This is a genomic window from Streptomyces sp. BBFR2, assembly GCF_044497305.1.
Lineage (GTDB): Bacteria > Actinomycetota > Actinomycetes > Streptomycetales > Streptomycetaceae > Streptomyces.
Map to the genome: position 1 here is coordinate 3,416,526 of NZ_CP172415.1, position 16,750 is coordinate 3,433,275.

Below are 16,750 nucleotides of genomic sequence, written 5' to 3' on the forward strand. Positions count from 1 at the left end.
CGCGTGTCGTGCATAGTGGCGGACTGTGGGCACAATTGTCGTGGCTCATTGAGCCTGCAACGGATGGGGAGGCAGGAACGACGGTGGCGGAACGGAGCACGGCTGCCGTCGACGTGGCCGACACGAGCGGTGACCAACCGCTGACCGCCAAGGCGGGGAAGGCCACGGACGACGGCGCGAAGCCCGACAAGGCGTCCGGCGCGGAAAAGGAAGCCGTCGGCACCGATGACGCGACCTCGGCAGCCGACGCACAACCCTCCGAGCTGCACAGCGGCCACAAGCTCGCCAAGCGCTACCGCTTGGAGGAGTGCGTCACCCGGCTGGAGGGATTCAGTAGCTGGCGCGCGGTCGACGAGAAACTGCGCCGCGCCGTCGGAGTGCACATCCTGCCCGCCGACCACCCACGGGCCCGCCCGGTGCTGTCGGCGGCCCGTTCCGCGGCGCTCCTCGGCGACCCCCGCTTCGTGCAGATCCTCGACGCGGTCGAGGAGAACGATCTCGTCTACGTCGTCCACGAGTGGCTGCCGGACGCCACCGACCTGGCCGCCGTGCTCGCCGCGGGGCCGTTGGAGCCGCACGACGCCTACCAGCTCGTCAGCCAGGTCTCGCAGGCGATGGCCGCCGCACACCGCGAGGGCCTGTCCCACCTGCGGATCAACCCCGGGTCGGTGCTCCGCACGGAATCCGGGCAGTACCGCATCCGCGGTCTCGCCATCATGGCGGCGCTGCGCGGGCTGACCTGCGAAGAGCCGCAGCGTGCGGACACGGAGGCGATCGGCGCCCTGCTCTACGCCTCGCTGACCCAGCGCTGGCCGTACGAGAACGACGCCTACGGCATGTCCGGGCTACCCAAGGGCGTCGGACTGATCGCTCCCGACCAGGTGCGGGCCGGCGTCCACCGCGGCCTGTCCGAGCTGGCCATGCGTGCGCTGGTCAACGACGGTGCCACCGCCTCCCGCCAGGAGCAGCCCTGCACCACTCCGGACGAGCTGGCCAAGGCGGTGGCGGCGATGCCCCGCATCCGGCCCCCGGAGACGGCGTTCACCACCCCGCCCCCGTACCAGCGGACCCAGTACCAGCAGGGCAGCTACGGTCAGGCGGCACGCAGCCACCCGATGAACCGCGCCACGCAGCCCGTGCCCACGCCGCCGCCCCCGCTGCAGAGCCGCACCGGCAAGGCACTGAAGTGGGGTGTCTCCGCGCTGCTGATCGCCGCGTTGGGTCTCGGTAGCTGGCAACTGGCGGACACCCTGCTCAAGCAGGAGAACGAGACCTCCGGCAGCGGGGCCCCGCAGCCCAACACGCACCACGACACCAAGCCGAACGGCAAGCCACTCAAGATCGAGGACGCCGCCGAGTACTACCCGGACGGCCGCCCGCAACATCCCGATCAGGTGCGCTACACCTATGACAAGGACTCCAGCACCTACTGGCGGAGCATGAGCTACCGCGACGGCCCCGACATGAACCCGCACTTCAAGCAGGGCGTCGGCATCGTCTACGACCTCGGCTCGGAGCAGCGGCTCGGCAGCGCGTCGATAGACCTGCACTACTCGGGCCAGCACACCAAGGTCACGCTCTACGCGGCATCGTCCCTGTCACCCTCCGCTCCGCTCAGCTCCATGAAGCGCCTCGGTGGCGCGGATACCTCGGAGACGACCGCGAAGGTCAAGCTCAGCTCCTCGGCGAAGGCACGCTACGTCCTGGTCTGGATGACGGCGATGCCCTACGCCCCGAGCGACGACTACAGCGGCGCGGGCTACAAGCAGGCCATCCGGGAGATCTCCTTCACCGGATGAGCGGGGAGCCCAAAAACGGCTCACCGGCATGCAGAAGCCCGGCCGGCGGATCGGCCGGGCTTCTGCTTTTCCCGTTCACCGGCCGGATCGACCGATACCACCGGATTTTCCCCGCATTCCGAAACAAGCCCGGTTTCCCCGTACGCGAATACCGCATTTCTCCCTCCCTTACCTCAGGCCACTGGACCGCGACCCCATTTGCGCTGGTCAGTGGCCCTCTTCCGAAGCCGTGCATCCGCAGTTTCATTTACTTTCGCCATGCGGCGGGCTTCAATGGGGCAGGGGAAAGAGCACCTGTGGGAGGGCCGTGCGCGCCGAAGATGACGAAGCAGCCACGTCGAGCGATGCCGAGCTTCTCGCGCTGCACGTCAAAGGTGATCCGGATGCCTTCGGGGAGATCGTCCGACGCCACCGTGACCGGCTCTGGGCCGTCGCGATCCGCACCCTCGGCGACCGCGAGGAGGCCGCCGATGCCGTGCAGGACGCACTGGTCTCCGCCTACCGGGCCGCCCACACCTTTCGCGGACAGTCAGCCGTCACCACCTGGCTGCACCGCATCACGGTGAATGCCTGCCTGGACCGTGCCCGCAAGGCAGCCTCCCGACGCACCTCCCCCATCGCCGAGACCGAACAGCTCGACCAGCTCCTGGAACCGCAGGAGTCGGCCGCGGTACCGGCGGAGCGTCAGGATCTCCACCGAGAACTGCTCGGTGCGCTGCGTACCCTTCCGGAGGAACAGCGCGCCGCGCTCGTCCTCGTCGATATGCAGGGCTATCCGGTCGCGGAGGCGGCGGCCGTTCTCGATGTGCCGACGGGCACGGTGAAGAGCCGCTGTGCACGGGGCCGGGCCCGGCTGCTGCCCCTGGTCCGGCATCTCCGGGCCGAGGGTGAAGGCGGAACGGCGAAGGCGGCAAGGAACCAGGAGCCGGGGGGATCCGTCCCACCGACACCAGGACCGAACGACACAGGTGCCGTGAAGGGCGGAGGTGGGCGAGCGTGACGTCGACAACCGGCACGGATGAGCATCCGGAGGTCTCCGAGATCTCCGACCTCACAGAGGGACTTCTTCCTCCGGCCCGCGCCACCGCACTCCGTGCTCACCTGGCCTCGTGCGCGCTCTGCGAGGACGTCCTCGCCTCGCTGGAAGAGATCCGGGATCTGCTCGGGACGCTCCCCGGCCCGGTGCCCATGCCCGCCGAGGTCGCCGGACGCATCGACGCCGCTCTCGCGGCCGAGGCGCTGCTGAACGCCATGCCGGAACCCTCGGTTTCACGTGAAACACCCGACGAGCCCGCTGCGGATCGCTCTGAGCCCGCTGCCGCTCCCCGTGAATCCGCCGACCCGATCAACGCTGTTTCACGTGAAACAGCCGAAGCCGCGGCCGATGTTTCACGTGAAACCGAGGCCACGCCGCCGTCCGGCGGTGTGAGCCGGCCCGCCGGGCATCCTCGCGGCACCACCGGCCCGGGACGGCGTACGCCAGGTGGGCGCTCGGCTCGCTCACGTCGCTGGCCCCGCGTCCTGCTGGGCACGGCTGCGGCCGCAGCCCTGATCGGGGTAGGCGGAATCGTCGTTCAGAACTCCTCGACCGACAGCGGTCCCGGTGGCGGTGGCGGGACGGACCGGCACACCACGGCGGAGGAGAAGGGCGCCGGCACACCTGGAGAGCTGTCCTCCGCGACACTCGCCACACAGGTCCACAAGCTCCTCGCCACCGCGGGCTCGCAGAAGTCCCCCGGAATCGGCACCCGCAGCGAACCGGAGACCCCGATGCGCGGCGGGAACGCCACCGTTCCGTCCTGCGTCAGCAGGGGCATCGGCCGCCCGGAGGCCCCACTCGCGGCCCGGCAGGACACCTACCAGGGCAAGAGCGTCTACCTCGCCGTCCTCCCCATGCCCTCCGACCCCAAGCGCGTCACCGCGTACGTGGTCGACGCCTCCTGCGTTTCCGCCACACCGCCGGCACCCGGGCAAGTCCTGCTGAACCGCTCCTACCCCCGGGACTGACCGGCCGCCTGTGCGCTGCGGCACGCCGGGAATGCTCGACCCGTAGGATCCGTTGGGTGGGGTGAGAGTTCCAGAGCCCCAGCAAGCAGTCGGCAGAGACAAGGAAGACACCCGTGAGCGACGTCCGCAACGTGATCATCATCGGCTCCGGGCCCGCGGGGTACACCGCAGCGCTCTACACCGCCCGTGCTTCCCTGAAGCCGCTGGTGTTCGAAGGTGCCGTCACCGCCGGCGGTGCGCTGATGAACACCACCGACGTGGAGAACTTCCCCGGCTTCCGCGAAGGCATCATGGGCCCCGACCTCATGGACAACATGCGGGCTCAGGCCGAGCGTTTCGGTGCCGAGCTGGTCCCGGACGACATCGTCGCCGTTGACCTCACCGGGGAGATCAAGACCGTCACCGACACCGCCGGCACCGTGCACCGCGCGAAGACCGTCATCGTCACGACCGGTTCGCAGCACCGCAAGCTCGGCCTGCCCCGCGAGGACGAGCTCTCCGGCCGCGGCGTCTCCTGGTGCGCCACCTGCGACGGGTTCTTCTTCAAGGACCAGGACATCGCCGTGATCGGCGGCGGCGACACCGCGATGGAGGAGGCCACCTTCCTCTCCCGGTTCGCCAAGACCGTGACGATCGTGCACCGCCGCGACACCCTGCGGGCGAGCAAGGCGATGCAGGAGCGCGCCTTCGCCGACCCGAAGATCAAGTTCGTGTGGGACAGCGAGGTCGCCGAGATCCAGGGCGACGCGAAGCTCTCCGGGCTGACGCTGCGCAACCTCAAGACCGGCGAGACCTCCGAGCTTCCGGTCACCGGCCTGTTCATCGCGATCGGCCACGACCCCCGTACCGAGCTCTTCAAGGACCAGCTGAAGCTCGACGACGAGGGCTACCTGAAGGTCGACGCGCCCAGCACCCGCACCAACCTGCCGGGCGTCTTCGGCGCCGGTGACGTGGTGGACCACACCTACCGCCAGGCGATCACCGCCGCCGGCACCGGCTGCTCCGCCGCTCTCGACGCCGAGCGCTTCCTCGCGGCGCTCTCCGACGGCGACGCCACCCCCGAGCCCGAGAAGACCGCGGCCGTCTGAGCCCGCGGTTTCCCAGCTTTCCACCACCCCTTGAGTAAGGAGACTGCCATGGCCGGCGCCACGGTTACCGTTACGGATGCCAACTTCGAAGAGGTCGTCCTCAAGAGCGACAAGCCCGTTCTCGTCGACTTCTGGGCCACCTGGTGCGGCCCGTGCCGTCAGGTTGCCCCGTCCCTGGAGGCCATCGCCGCCGAGCACGACGAGATCGTCATCGCCAAGCTCAACACTGACGAGAACCCGGCCACCACCGCCAAGTACGGCGTCATGTCGATCCCGACCATGAACGTCTACCAGGGCGGCGAGGTCGTGAAGACCATCGTCGGCGCCAAGCCGAAGGCCGGCATCGAGCGCGATCTGGCGGACTTCCTCGCCTGAGCGAACACCACGATGTTTCACGGGAAACGGGCCTGCCCCCTGCGGGGCGGGTCCGTTTTCTCATGCCCGCTCACAGCGGCCGTAGCGCGGGCTCCTTCTGCACCGCCCCCAGCAGCCGGTCGAGCGCCAACTCCACGTCTTCCTTCCACGACAGTGTCGACCTCAGCTCCAGCCGCAGCCGCGGGTACCGGGAGTGCGACCGCACGGTCTTGAAGCCGACGGCCAGAAGGTGATCCGCGGGCAGCAGGCATGCCGGTTCGGACCACTGGGCATCGCCGAAGGCCTCGATGGCCTTGAAGCCCCGCCGGATCAGGTCCTTCGCCACGGTCTGCACCATCACTCGCCCCAGCCCCTGTCGCTGGAATCCCGGAAGCAACCGAGCCGTCAGCAGTTGCACCGCGTCGGCCGACACCGGGCTCGTGGGAAACGCCGCCGCGCGCGGTACATAGGCGGGCGGCGCGTAGAGCACAAAGCCGACCGGCGCCTCGTCCACATAGACCACACGCCCACAAGAACCCCAGTCCAGCAGGACGGCGGAGAGCCAGGCTTCCTTCTCGGGGCCTGCACGGCCCGCTGCCACCGCGGCATCCCCGCGGACGGGGTCAAGCTCCCAGAACACACAGGAGCGACAGGGCTTGGGGATATCCGGAAGGTTGTCCAGGGTGAGCGGTACGAGCCGACGGCCCATGGCGCCAGATCCTCACTTCTCTCGCCCGCCGCACGCGGCCACCGTCCGCACCGCCGGCGCCCGGCGAACCGCGGTGCCTCCTCCGGCGGCCGCGCCGGATCCGACGGCGAGCGGCTTCGTGCGGCTCACCGGTCGCATGGCTCACTCCCCGGTGTGAGGCCACAGGGGCGGATGAGCCACTCTGTTCGCATCGTATCCACCCTTCATGGGTGGGAGTACCGCGAGAACGCAAAGGGCGGGCCGTGTCCCGGAATGCCTCCGGAACGCGGCCCGCCCTTTGCTCAGAAGTCAGCTCACTTCTCGCTGCCGTTCTCCTGGGGCGCACCGAGCACGGGCCCTTCGCCCGGGGCGAGGGTCCCCAGAATGCGCTCCAGGTCGTCCATGGAGGCGAACTCCACGACGATCTTCCCCTTCTTCTGGCCGAGGTCGACCTTCACCCGGGTCTCGAAACGGTCCGACAGCCGGGATGCGAGACCGCTGAGCGCGGGGGAGACGCGGGTGCCCGCCCGGGGCCCCTTCGCCTTGGCCTTGGCAGCCGGTTCCGATGCCTGGAGCGCCACGATCTCCTCGGTCGCACGGACCGACAGCCCCTCCGCCACGATCCGCCGGGCGAGCGTGTCCTGCGTCTCGGCATCGTCGACCGACAGCAGCGCACGGGCATGCCCTGCGGAGAGCACCCCTGCGGCAACCCGACGCTGGACGGTCGGAGAGAGCTTGAGGAGCCGCAGTGTGTTGGTGACCTGCGGGCGGGAGCGCCCGATCCGGTCCGCCAACTGGTCATGCGTGCACTGGAAGTCCTTCAGCAACTGGTCGTAGGCCGCGGCCTCTTCCAGGGGGTTGAGCTGAGCCCGGTGCAGGTTCTCCAGGAGTGCGTCGAGCAGCAGCTTCTCATCGTCCGTGGCCCGGACGATGGCCGGGATCTTGGCCAGGCCCGCCTCACGGCACGCCCGCCACCGGCGCTCACCCATGATGAGCTCATACCGGCCGGGCGACGCCTGCCGTACCACGACCGGTTGCAGCAGCCCCACTTCGCGGATGGACGTGACCAGCTCCGCCAGCGCGTCCTCGTCGAACACCTCCCGCGGCTGCCGGGGGTTCGGGGTGATCGCGTCCAGCTCCAACTCGGCGAAGTGCGCACCCGCCACCTCCGAGCCTGCCGCGGAAGCGTCCGCGGCAGGCTCGGCTGTTTCACGTGAAACAGGAGCCGTCGGCAGCGCCGCCACCTTGGCCGCGGCCACTCCCCGTTCCGGTGCCAGCACCGGGACCGCCGACGGTGACGTCGCGCCACGCCCCACCGCCGTGCCTCCCTGCTCGGCGCTCTGCGGCGCCGCGGGAATCAGCGCACCGAGCCCACGGCCCAGTCCCCTACGTCGTTCGCTCACTGCGTCCCCTCCGGCGTACCGTGCTGCGGTTCATAGTTCACACTCAGTTCCTGTGCCGCGGTACCACCCGCGCCGCGCAGGGCAATCTCTCTGGCCGCCTCCAGATAGGAGAGCGAGCCGCTGGATCCCGGGGCATAGGTGAGCACCGTCTGGCCGTAGCTGGGCGCCTCGGAGATACGCACCGAGCGCGGGATGCTCGTGCGGAGCACCTCTTTCCCGAAGTGGCTGCGCACCTCCTCGGCGACCTGGGAGGCGAGTCGCGTACGGCCGTCGTACATGGTGAGCAGAATCGTCGAGACGTGGAGCTTGGGGTTGAGGTGCCCCCGCACCAACTCGACGTTGCGCAGCAGTTGCCCCAGCCCCTCCAGCGCGTAGTACTCGCACTGGATCGGGATCAGCACCTCCGCACCGGCCACCAGCGCGTTCACGGTAAGCAGGCCGAGCGAGGGCGGGCAGTCGATGAGGACGTAGTCCAGCGGCTGTTCATACGCCTGGATCGCGCGGTGCAGCCTGCTCTCCCGCGCCACGAGGGAGACCAGCTCGATCTCGGCGCCGGCCAGATCGATGGTCGCCGGTGCGCAGAACAGTCCCTCGACATCGGGCACCGGCTGCACCACGTCCGACAACGGCTTGCTGTCCACCAGCACGTCGTAGATGGACGGCACTTCGGCGTGGTGGTCGATCCCGAGCGCGGTGGAGGCGTTGCCCTGCGGGTCGAGGTCGACGACCAGGACGCGCGCACCGTGCAGTGCCAGCGACGCCGCCAGGTTCACGGTCGTGGTGGTCTTTCCCACGCCGCCCTTCTGGTTGGCGACCACCATGACGCGCGTCTGTTCCGGGCGCGGCAGTGCTTCGCCCGAGCGGCCGATTGCCTGCACCGTCAGCTGAGCTGCACGACCGATCGGGGTGTCGTCCATCGGGGACGGTGTTTCACGTGAAACATTCTCCCCGAGCGACTCGCTGCGGGGACCGGGGACCGGATCGGTCATCGGTCCCGCGATATGGGCGTCGGACCGCAAGGATTCACTCTCCTCGACATCAGGCTCACAGTGCTCTGAGCCTGCCATGCTTTCGGTATCACGAACCAGTGAGGTCCGCTCTCCTGTGGATGAACCCACGTCTGTGGATACTTCGGTGCCCCGTGTGGGTCTACGGTCCCGCGGCTCGGCTGAGGCTTGACCACGCACGATGATCCCTTGCAGCAGAGAACGACGTTTCACGTGAAACACGATGCCAGCGCCACGTCCGAATAGGACGCGACACTCCGCCTTGCCACTTTTGCCTGGACCGCGCGGTGGGCGCCCCTCACCGATCGAGGGCGCGCCCACCGGTCCGTTGACAGTACTGCCGGGGCGGGATCAGCGACGCCGCCCCCGCGACGCCCGGCTGGGCCGGGCCGCCTTGGCACGCTTCGCGGCGAACCGCACACCGCCCGGACTCTCCCCGACCTCGACCCGGACCACGGTCGACAGCGGATCCACCACACCCTCGCCGACCTGCACCACCGAGGTCTCCACCACGCCCAACTTGCTCAGCGCCGCCCGGGCGCTCTTCAGCTCCTCCTCCGCGGTGTCTCCCTTGAGCGCCAGCATCTGACCGTACGGACGCAGCAGCGGAACGCCCCACCCCGCCAGCCGGTCGAGCGGCGCCACCGCACGGGCGGTCACCACATGCACCTGCGGCAACTTGCCCATGACCTCCTCGGCCCGCCCGCGGACGACCGTGACATGGTCCAGGCCCAGCAGCTCCACGACCTCCTGGAGGAAGTTCGTCCGGCGCAGCAGCGGCTCCAGCAGCGTGATCTTGAGGTCTGGCCGGACCAGGGCCAGCGGGATGCCGGGCAGGCCCGCTCCCGAGCCGACGTCGCAGACCGAGACGCCCTCGGGGACGACCTCGGAGAGCACCGCACAGTTCAGCAGGTGCCGCTCCCACAGCCTCGGCACCTCCCGGGGGCCGATCAGCCCTCGGGTCACACCGGCGTCGGCGAGCAGTTCGCCGTACCGCACGGCCTCCGCAAAGTGCTCACCGAATACCTCCTGCGCCTCTTTCGGCGCGGGAGGGAGCTCCGCTGCTGCCTCCGTCACGGGAACCGCCCTTCCTCTGGACTGCTGCTGGTGCTGCCGGAACCGGGGTCTTCCCCGGGATAACACAGAAGGCTGACAAGACTTGGCCCCGCCTGGCGTGCAGACGGGGCCAACGACACGGGAGTGCGGAGGGTCAGGCCGGCAGGACGATCACGCGTCGCTGCGGCTCCTCGCCCTCGGACTCGCTGTTCAGCCCCGCCGCCGCCACGGCGTCGTGGACGACCTTGCGCTCGAACGGCGTCATCGGGTCCAGCTTCACCGGCTGACCGGTCGCCTTCGCCTCCTCCGCCGCCTTCGCGCCCAGCTCGGCCAGCTCCTCGCGCTTCCGCGCCCGGAACCCGGCGATGTCGAGCATCAGCCGGCTGCGGTCACCGGTCTCCCGGTGCACGGCGAGGCGGGTCAGCTCCTGCAGCGCCTCCAGCACCTCACCGTCGCGGCCCACCAGCTTCTGCAGATCGCGGCTGGTCGAGTCGCTGATGATCGACACGGCGGCACGGTCGGCCTCGACGTCCATGTCGATGTCGCCGTCGAGGTCCGCGATATCCAGCAGACCCTCGAGGTAGTCGGCCGCGATCTCGCCTTCCTGCTCCAGGCGGGTCAGGGTGTCGGTGCCCTTGGCGGCAGGGGTCGTGTCCGTCACGAAAGGACTCCTCTTACTTCTTGGACGGGTGCTTGGGGCGCTGCTGGCCCTTGCGCTGTCCGGACTTGGTGGTACGGGACCCGGAGGAGCTGCCCTTCTCGGCAGCGCCGCCCTTCCCCTTGCCGCTCTCGGTGGACTTGCCGTCCTGCGGGGTCTTCTTCTCCAGCGACTGCTTCTTCTCGCCGCTCTGCTCGTCGCTCTTACCGGGCTGCGAGCTGGCCCGGGTCCGCGCACCGGCGGGACGCGCGGTGGCCGGACCGGCAGGCGCCTGACGCTTGGACTTCGGCTGCCGCTTGGGCTGCTGGCGGTTCTGCCGCGCCTCCTCGGCCGCCTTCTTGGCCTCGATCTCGGCCGGGTCCTCGACGATCTTGCCCTTGGCCCGCAGCCGCTCCTGCCGCTCCTCGTACGCCTTGCTGCCCGGGGTCGGGTTCCGGCGGATGACGAACATCTGCTGGCCCATGGTCCACACGTTGGTGGTCAGCCAGTAGACGAGGACACCGACGGGGAAGTTGATACCGAAGACGGCGAACATGATCGGGAAGACGTACATCAGCATCTTCTGCTGCTGCATGAACGGCGTCTTCACCGTGAGGTCGACGTTCTTCGTCATGAGCTGGCGCTGCGTGTAGAACTGCGAGGCCGACATCAGAACGATCATGACGACGGTGACGACGCGGACATCGGTCAGCGTGGCACCGAGCGCCTCGACCTTCGACGCGGAGTCCATGAACTTCACGGACAGCGGGGCGCCGAAGATGTGTGCCTGCTGCGCGCTCTCCAGCAGCGGCTGGTCGATGACGCCGACGATTTTGTTCTGCGCGATGTGGTTCAGGACCTGGTACAGCGAGATGAAGAACGGCGACTGGGCCAGAATCGGGAGACAGCTCGAGAGCGGGTTGGTGCCCGACTCCTTGTAGAGCTTCATCATCTCTTCGGACTGGCGCTGCTTGTCGCTCTTGTAGCGCTCCTGGATCGCCTTCATCTTCGGCTGGAGCGCCTGCATGTTCCGCGTCGCCTTGATCTGCTTCACGAAGAGCGGGATCAGACAGATACGGATCAGTACCACCAGCGAGACGATGGACAGACCCCACGCCGCGCCACTGTTCTTGTCGAAGATCAGGCTGTAGAACGAGTGGAACTGGACGATGATCCAGGAAACGGCGTAATAGAGGGGATTCAGGATCGTGTCCACGAATCAGGCTCCTTGGGCATTGGGCTGAGTCTCGGGCTGGGCGACGACGGGCTCAGAGGCGGTGGGCCCGCCCAGGCGGCTCCTCAGCCGCTGATGCCACACCGGACGCTTCCGGGGAGGGACGTGGTCGACGCCACCGAGCGACCACGGGTTGCAACGCAGAATGCGCCAAGCGGTCAGCGCAGTCCCTTTCACCGCGCCATGCCGGTCGATGGCGGTGTAGCCATAGTGCGAACACGACGGGTAGTACTTGCAGACCGGGCCCAGCAAGGGGCTGATGGTCCACTGATACAGCTTGATCAACAGCAGCAGCGGGTACTTCACTGTGCGCTCCCTCCCGGTCCCCTGCCGGGGATCCGAGGGTTGCCCCCCACGGGACGGCTGTCGCGCGGCACCTCACCCAGCAGCCGCTTCAGAGCGGCGTCCAGGTCACGGGCCAGCTGATCGTGGTCCGATTCACCCGCACCGGGCAGTGCCCGTACGACAACCAGGCTACCGGCGGGCAGCGCGGACAGCCGGTCACGCAGAAGGTGCCGGAGCCGGCGCTTGACCTTGTTGCGGACGACGGCGCCGCCAACGGCCTTGCTGACGACGAAACCCGCACGCGCGGGGGAAACGTGTTCCCCCGCTGCGTGCGGGTCCGTTGCACCGCTACGTAGATGAACGACAAGGAGCGGGCGCCCGGCCCTGCGTCCCCGGCGTACCGCGGTCGCGAAGTCCTCGCGCCGCCTCAGCCGATGCTCGGTAGGCAGCACGTCATGGACCTAGGGTCTGGCTGCTCAGGCCGACAGGCGGGCGCGACCCTTGCCACGGCGGGAGGCCAGGATGGCGCGACCGGCGCGGGTCCGCATGCGCAGACGGAAGCCGTGGGTCTTCGCGCGGCGGCGGTTGTTCGGCTGGAAGGTGCGCTTGCTCACTCGGGGGCTCCAGGAATGCTTGTTGCCTCATGCGAGACAGATGTGGGGCGTCGACTGGCTGTCACCGTGCGCCCACGAGTAGCTCGCAACGCCTAAGTGCACCGCTTCTTGACCGCTTGAGCGATCTTTGCCCATCGGAGGCAGGCGGCAGCAGCCATCGACAACTCGACCTGGTCACGGTACGCGCGGCTACGCCATCCGGTCAAACCACCGCTCGATCGCCCCGGACCGGGGGCCGCCGGGACACACTATGCACAGCCTGTGGACAACAACTTGAATCCCCAGGCCCGGCCTGACTACCGTGGCTGAACCCCGATTACTTCCCGCCCGTCCTGAGAATCACACATTCGTGGGACTGCTGAGAGAGCGTGTTCCGTGGCTGATGTACCTGCCGATCTTGCCGCAGTGTGGCCGCGCGTACTCGACCACCTCCTACGGGCGGACGGCGACGGCCTCAAGCCCAAGGACCAGGACTGGCTCAAGCGCACGCAGCCGCTGGCGCTCGTCGCCGACACCGCGCTGCTCGCCGTCCCCAACGAATTCGCCAAGGGCGTGCTGGAAGGCCGGCTGGCCCCGCTGATCGGCGAGGCCCTCAGCCATGAGTGCGGCCGCCCGATCCGGATCGCGATCACCGTCGACGACTCCTCCGAGGAGCCCGCCGCACCCGCGCCGCAGCCGCAGGCCCCGCAGCACTCCCCGCACCCTCAGCAGGGGCAGCACCCGCAGCACCAGCCGCCGCACGAGACGTACGAGAGCTACGACGGACGGCAGGGCTACGGGCGCCAGGGCGACGAGCTGCCGCATGTGCGGCCCGCCTACCCCGATTACCCGCAGCACCAGCAGCCCCGGCACGAGCCCGGCTCCTGGCCTCAGCACTCCTCCTCCATGCCGCCCGCGCCCGGTCCGCGCGAGGACTACGGCTGGCAGCAGCAGCGCCTCGGCTTCCCCGAGCGCGATCCGTACGCCACGCCGCCCCCCTCGCACGTACAGCAGCAGGGCGACTACCGCGGGCAGGGGCCCGAGCACCCGCGGGCGCAGCACTCCGAGGGGCGCGACCCCTACGATCCGCAGGCGCAGCGCCGGGACGCCGCCGAGCACCAGTCGGGGCGGCACGCCGGTCCCGGTCCGGCGCTGCCCGCGCCCAGTGGTGCGCCCGGCCCGCTCGCGGCGCAGCCCGCGCCGGCGACGGGTCCCGGTGAGCCGACCGCCCGGCTGAACCCGAAGTACCTCTTCGACACCTTCGTCATCGGCGCGTCGAACCGCTTCGCGCACGCCGCGGCCGTCGCCGTCGCGGAGGCGCCGGCCAAGGCGTACAACCCGCTGTTCATCTACGGCGAGTCCGGGCTCGGCAAGACGCATCTGCTGCACGCGATCGGGCACTACGCGCGGAGCCTGTATCCGGGGACCCGGGTGCGGTACGTGAGCTCGGAGGAGTTCACCAACGAGTTCATCAACTCCATCCGCGACGGCAAGGCGGACGCGTTCCGTAAGCGCTACCGCGACATGGACATCCTGCTCGTCGACGACATCCAGTTCCTGGCGAGCAAGGAGTCGACGCAGGAGGAGTTCTTCCACACCTTCAACACGCTGCACAACGCCAACAAGCAGATCGTGCTCTCCTCGGACCGGCCGCCCAAGCAGTTGGTCACCCTGGAGGACCGGCTGCGCAACCGCTTCGAGTGGGGTCTGATCACGGACGTCCAGCCGCCCGAGCTGGAGACCCGGATCGCGATCCTGCGGAAGAAGGCGGTGCAGGAGCAGTTGAACGCGCCGCCCGAGGTGCTGGAGTTCATCGCGTCCCGGATCTCGCGCAACATCCGTGAGCTGGAGGGGGCGCTGATCCGCGTCACCGCGTTCGCGTCGCTCAACCGGCAGCCGGTCGACCTCGGGCTCACCGAGATCGTGCTGAAGGACCTGATCCCCGGCGGTGAGGACGCGGCACCGGAGATCACCGCGACCGCGATCATGGCGGCGACCGCCGACTACTTCGGGCTGACCGTCGACGACCTCTGCGGCTCCTCCCGCAGCCGGGTGCTGGTGACGGCGCGGCAGATCGCAATGTACCTCTGCCGGGAGCTGACGGATCTGTCGCTGCCGAAGATCGGCGCGCAGTTCGGCGGGCGGGACCATACGACGGTGATGCACGCCGACCGCAAGATCCGGGCGCTGATGGCGGAGCGCCGCTCCATCTACAACCAGGTCACCGAGCTGACCAACCGCATCAAGAACGGCTGACGCGCGCGCCGCCGTGACGGCCGGTGCCGCGCCGCAGGGCGCTCCGGGAGATCCCGGGGCGCCCTCCGCGCTTTCCGGGGCCGTACACCGGCGCTCCCGGCCGTCCACGTGGCCTGCCTGCTCCCGGCCGCTAGCGGCCGGCCCCGCTTCCGCGGCCTTCTCATGGCTTCGCCCGTCCTCGTCGGGCGCCCTCGCGGGGTGGTCCGGCTTCGCTGTGCGGCGTTCTGCGGTGGCGGTGCGGTCGTCCCCAGGGGGTGCCGGAACGGCTCGGAAGGGCGCCGGGAAGGGGGTCCGGGACCGTCGGTGGGGGCGCCGGATCTGTGGACGACGCCCGGCTCTGTTCGATTTCCGGGGGAGGTCACGGCCTTCCTCCACAGATTGGGGGAAAATCTTCCGTCCACACCCTGGGGACTGGAAAGTTATCCCTGTGGGATCCACAGGCTCCCCTTCTGACGGATCATCGGGCGAGGTCAGAGGGGTGTGGATTTGTGGCAAACCGTAATCCACAGGCTGTGGACAGAGAGTTCGTCCACAGGGGGCCATTCGGGTTGTCCACCGGCTGCCCACAGGCTGGGGGCGGTTGTCCCCAGCTTCTCCACACCCCTGTCCACTGTTCGGCAACACGACACCGGCTCTCACCGGCCCGAGTGAAAGCGGTCACATCAACACCGGGGGTTGGGCTGTGGGGAACGTGGGTAAAACTGGGGACGGCGCTGGGGAGAAGTCGCCTTCCCCTGTGCATGGGGTGTGCAGAACTTTCGGCGGTCCACAGATCCGCCGGGTTATCCACGACCGCCACCCACAGGCCCGGTGGATAAAAAATCCGCGTTGACCTGCGAAAAGGCAGTTGTCCACGGTTTCCACAGGCCCTACTACTACGACCACGGATATCTACCGGGGAACTCGTTCGGAAACGGGGCCTGTGCACAACTCGCGCTCGGCTCGCCGACCGCCCGCCGAGCCGACTTGACCCCGAGCAGCAACGGCTGTCGGTGGCGTGCGTCAGACTGGAATCCGGCAACTCAGCCGACGACGAAAGCCAGCAGGGCGAGAGCCAGCAACAGCAGGAGGCGGTTTCCGGTGAAGATCCGGGTGGAGCGCGATGTACTCGCGGAGGCGGTGGCCTGGGCGGCCAAGAGCCTCCCGGCCCGTCCGCCGGTGCCCGTCCTCGCGGGCCTGCTGCTGAAGTCGGAGGACGGCAAGCTGTCGCTCTCCGGCTTCGACTACGAGGTCTCGGCGCGGGTCTCGGTCGAGGCGGAGGTCGAGGAGGAGGGCACCGTCCTCGTCTCCGGCCGGCTGCTCGCCGACATCTGCCGGGCGCTCCCCAACCGCCCGGTGGAGATTTCCACCGACGGTGTACGGGTGACCGTCGTCTGCGGCTCCTCCCGCTTCACCCTCCACACCCTGCCTGTGGAGGAATACCCGGCCCTGCCGACGATGCCCACCGCCACCGGCACCGTCCCCGGTGAGGTCTTCGCCGCCGCCGCCGCGCAGGTGGCGATCGCCGCCGGACGTGACGACACCCTGCCGGTGCTCACCGGTGTGCGGATCGAGATCGAGGGCGACACCGTCACGCTGGCCTCCACCGACCGGTACCGCTTCGCCGTCCGTGAGTTCCTGTGGAAGCCGGAGAACCCGGACGCCTCCGCCGTCGCGCTGGTCCCCGCCAAGACGCTTCAGGACACCGCCAAGTCGCTGAGCAGCGGTGACACCGTCACCCTGGCGCTGTCCGGTTCGGGCGCGGGCGAGGGGCTGATCGGCTTCGAGGGCGCCGGACGCCGGACGACGACGCGGCTTCTGGAAGGCGATCTGCCGAAGTACCGCACGCTCTTCCCGACCGAGTTCAACTCCGTCGCCGTGATCGAGACCGCGCCGTTCGTCGAGGCGGTCAAGCGTGTGGCGCTGGTGGCCGAGCGGAACACCCCGGTGCGGCTCAGCTTCGAGCAGGGTGTGCTGATCCTGGAGGCCGGCTCCAGCGACGACGCACAGGCTGTGGAGCGCGTCGACGCGGACCTGGAGGGCGACGACATCTCGATCGCCTTCAACCCGGGCTTCCTGCTGGAGGGCCTGTCCGCGATCGACTCCCCGGTCGCGCAACTGTCCTTCACGACGTCGACCAAGCCCGCGCTGCTCAGTGGCCGTCCCGCCAAGGACGCCGAGGCGGACGAGACGTACAAGTACCTGATCATGCCGGTGCGGCTCTCCGGCTGACGTCCGCACGCGGAGGGCCGGCCGGGGCTTCCGGCCGGCCCTCCGCGTCCCCGGGCGGGCGGAGCCGATGAGCGCTCGGGCCCACAGGTGTGCACGCACCACCCGGCGTAGGCTCGGAGGCGGGTACGAACA

General features: G+C 69.1%; 15 protein-coding genes and 1 pseudogene. 7 read left to right on the forward strand and 9 right to left on the reverse strand.

Going from position 1 to position 16,750, the window contains the following annotated elements; genetic code table 11:
• The first annotated feature begins 83 nt into the window (after positions 1-83).
• The 5 genes from ACGH2B_RS13510 (at position 84) to trxA (ending at position 5,269) form a co-directional block, all read left to right on the forward strand.
• Complete coding sequence (locus tag ACGH2B_RS13510) at positions 84-1,799, forward strand: protein kinase family protein (protein WP_399088400.1); 1,716 nt, start codon at positions 84-86, stop codon at positions 1,797-1,799.
• A 307-nt stretch (positions 1,800-2,106) separates the two neighbouring features.
• Positions 2,107-2,799, forward strand: coding sequence for an RNA polymerase sigma factor SigM (gene sigM, locus ACGH2B_RS13515; RefSeq protein ID WP_399088402.1), 693 nt, complete (start codon positions 2,107-2,109; stop codon positions 2,797-2,799).
• Entirely contained in the window at positions 2,796-3,806 is a 1,011-nt protein-coding gene (locus ACGH2B_RS13520; protein WP_399088404.1) for an anti-sigma factor family protein, read from the forward strand. Before sigM ends, ACGH2B_RS13520 begins: the two co-directional genes overlap by 4 nt.
• A gap of 113 nt (positions 3,807-3,919) precedes the next feature.
• Complete coding sequence (trxB, locus tag ACGH2B_RS13525; protein ID WP_399088406.1) at positions 3,920-4,894, forward strand: thioredoxin-disulfide reductase; 975 nt, start codon at positions 3,920-3,922, stop codon at positions 4,892-4,894.
• A gap of 48 nt (positions 4,895-4,942) precedes the next feature.
• On the forward strand, positions 4,943-5,269 hold the full coding sequence (gene trxA / locus ACGH2B_RS13530; protein ID WP_399088408.1) for a thioredoxin: 327 nt from the start codon (positions 4,943-4,945) through the stop codon (positions 5,267-5,269).
• A gap of 70 nt (positions 5,270-5,339) precedes the next feature.
• Here trxA and ACGH2B_RS13535 read toward each other — a convergent pair whose 3' ends face one another.
• From ACGH2B_RS13535 to rpmH, 9 genes and pseudogenes are all read right to left on the reverse strand, one after another.
• Positions 5,340-5,957, reverse strand: a complete 618-nt coding sequence (locus ACGH2B_RS13535) for a GNAT family N-acetyltransferase (RefSeq protein ID WP_399088410.1) — start codon at positions 5,955-5,957, stop codon at positions 5,340-5,342.
• A 293-nt stretch (positions 5,958-6,250) separates the two neighbouring features.
• Complete coding sequence (locus tag ACGH2B_RS13540; RefSeq protein WP_399088412.1) at positions 6,251-7,339, reverse strand: ParB/RepB/Spo0J family partition protein; 1,089 nt, start codon at positions 7,337-7,339, stop codon at positions 6,251-6,253.
• Positions 7,336-8,406, reverse strand: coding sequence for a ParA family protein (locus tag ACGH2B_RS13545; protein ID WP_399088414.1), 1,071 nt, complete (start codon positions 8,404-8,406; stop codon positions 7,336-7,338). The genes ACGH2B_RS13540 and ACGH2B_RS13545 overlap by 4 nt, the downstream gene beginning before the upstream one ends.
• Before the next feature lie 291 nt (positions 8,407-8,697).
• Complete coding sequence (rsmG, locus tag ACGH2B_RS13550; protein WP_399088416.1) at positions 8,698-9,423, reverse strand: 16S rRNA (guanine(527)-N(7))-methyltransferase RsmG; 726 nt, start codon at positions 9,421-9,423, stop codon at positions 8,698-8,700.
• A 133-nt stretch (positions 9,424-9,556) separates the two neighbouring features.
• Entirely contained in the window at positions 9,557-10,063 is a 507-nt protein-coding gene (locus tag ACGH2B_RS13555; protein ID WP_399088418.1) for a protein jag, read from the reverse strand.
• Positions 10,064-10,076: 13 nt separating this feature from the next.
• The gene (gene yidC, locus ACGH2B_RS13560; RefSeq protein ID WP_399088420.1) at positions 10,077-11,255 is read right to left on the reverse strand and encodes a membrane protein insertase YidC; all 1,179 of its coding nucleotides are present in this window, start codon (positions 11,253-11,255) and stop codon (positions 10,077-10,079) included.
• Positions 11,256-11,258: 3 nt separating this feature from the next.
• On the reverse strand, positions 11,259-11,579 hold the full coding sequence (gene yidD / locus ACGH2B_RS13565; protein WP_030285673.1) for a membrane protein insertion efficiency factor YidD: 321 nt from the start codon (positions 11,577-11,579) through the stop codon (positions 11,259-11,261).
• Positions 11,580-11,653: 74 nt separating this feature from the next.
• Positions 11,654-12,010 (reverse strand): annotated as a pseudogene (gene rnpA / locus ACGH2B_RS13570) (ribonuclease P protein component); the annotation flags it as partial.
• A 24-nt stretch (positions 12,011-12,034) separates the two neighbouring features.
• Complete coding sequence (gene rpmH / locus ACGH2B_RS13575; RefSeq protein ID WP_003949374.1) at positions 12,035-12,172, reverse strand: 50S ribosomal protein L34; 138 nt, start codon at positions 12,170-12,172, stop codon at positions 12,035-12,037.
• Positions 12,173-12,547: 375 nt separating this feature from the next.
• Between rpmH and dnaA the strand changes: the two genes are divergently transcribed.
• On the forward strand, positions 12,548-14,407 hold the full coding sequence (gene dnaA, locus ACGH2B_RS13580; protein WP_399088423.1) for a chromosomal replication initiator protein DnaA: 1,860 nt from the start codon (positions 12,548-12,550) through the stop codon (positions 14,405-14,407).
• Between the two features lie 1,080 nt (positions 14,408-15,487).
• Positions 15,488-16,618 carry a DNA polymerase III subunit beta gene (gene dnaN, locus ACGH2B_RS13585; protein ID WP_030285679.1) on the forward strand — a complete coding sequence of 377 codons (1,131 nt, stop codon included), beginning with the start codon at positions 15,488-15,490 and terminating at the stop codon, positions 16,616-16,618.
• Positions 16,619-16,750: the final 132 nt, after the last annotated feature.

What these genes read in the sequence shown, in the direction of transcription:
- trxA (WP_399088408.1), top strand. Translation starts at nt 4,943, where the DNA reads ATGGCCGGCGCCACGGTTACCGTTACGGATGCCAACTTCGAAGAGGTC.
- ACGH2B_RS13535 (WP_399088410.1), bottom strand. Translation starts at nt 5,957, where the DNA reads ATGGGCCGTCGGCTCGTACCGCTCACCCTGGACAACCTTCCGGATATC.
- ACGH2B_RS13545 (WP_399088414.1), bottom strand. Translation starts at nt 8,406, where the DNA reads ATGGCAGGCTCAGAGCACTGTGAGCCTGATGTCGAGGAGAGTGAATCC.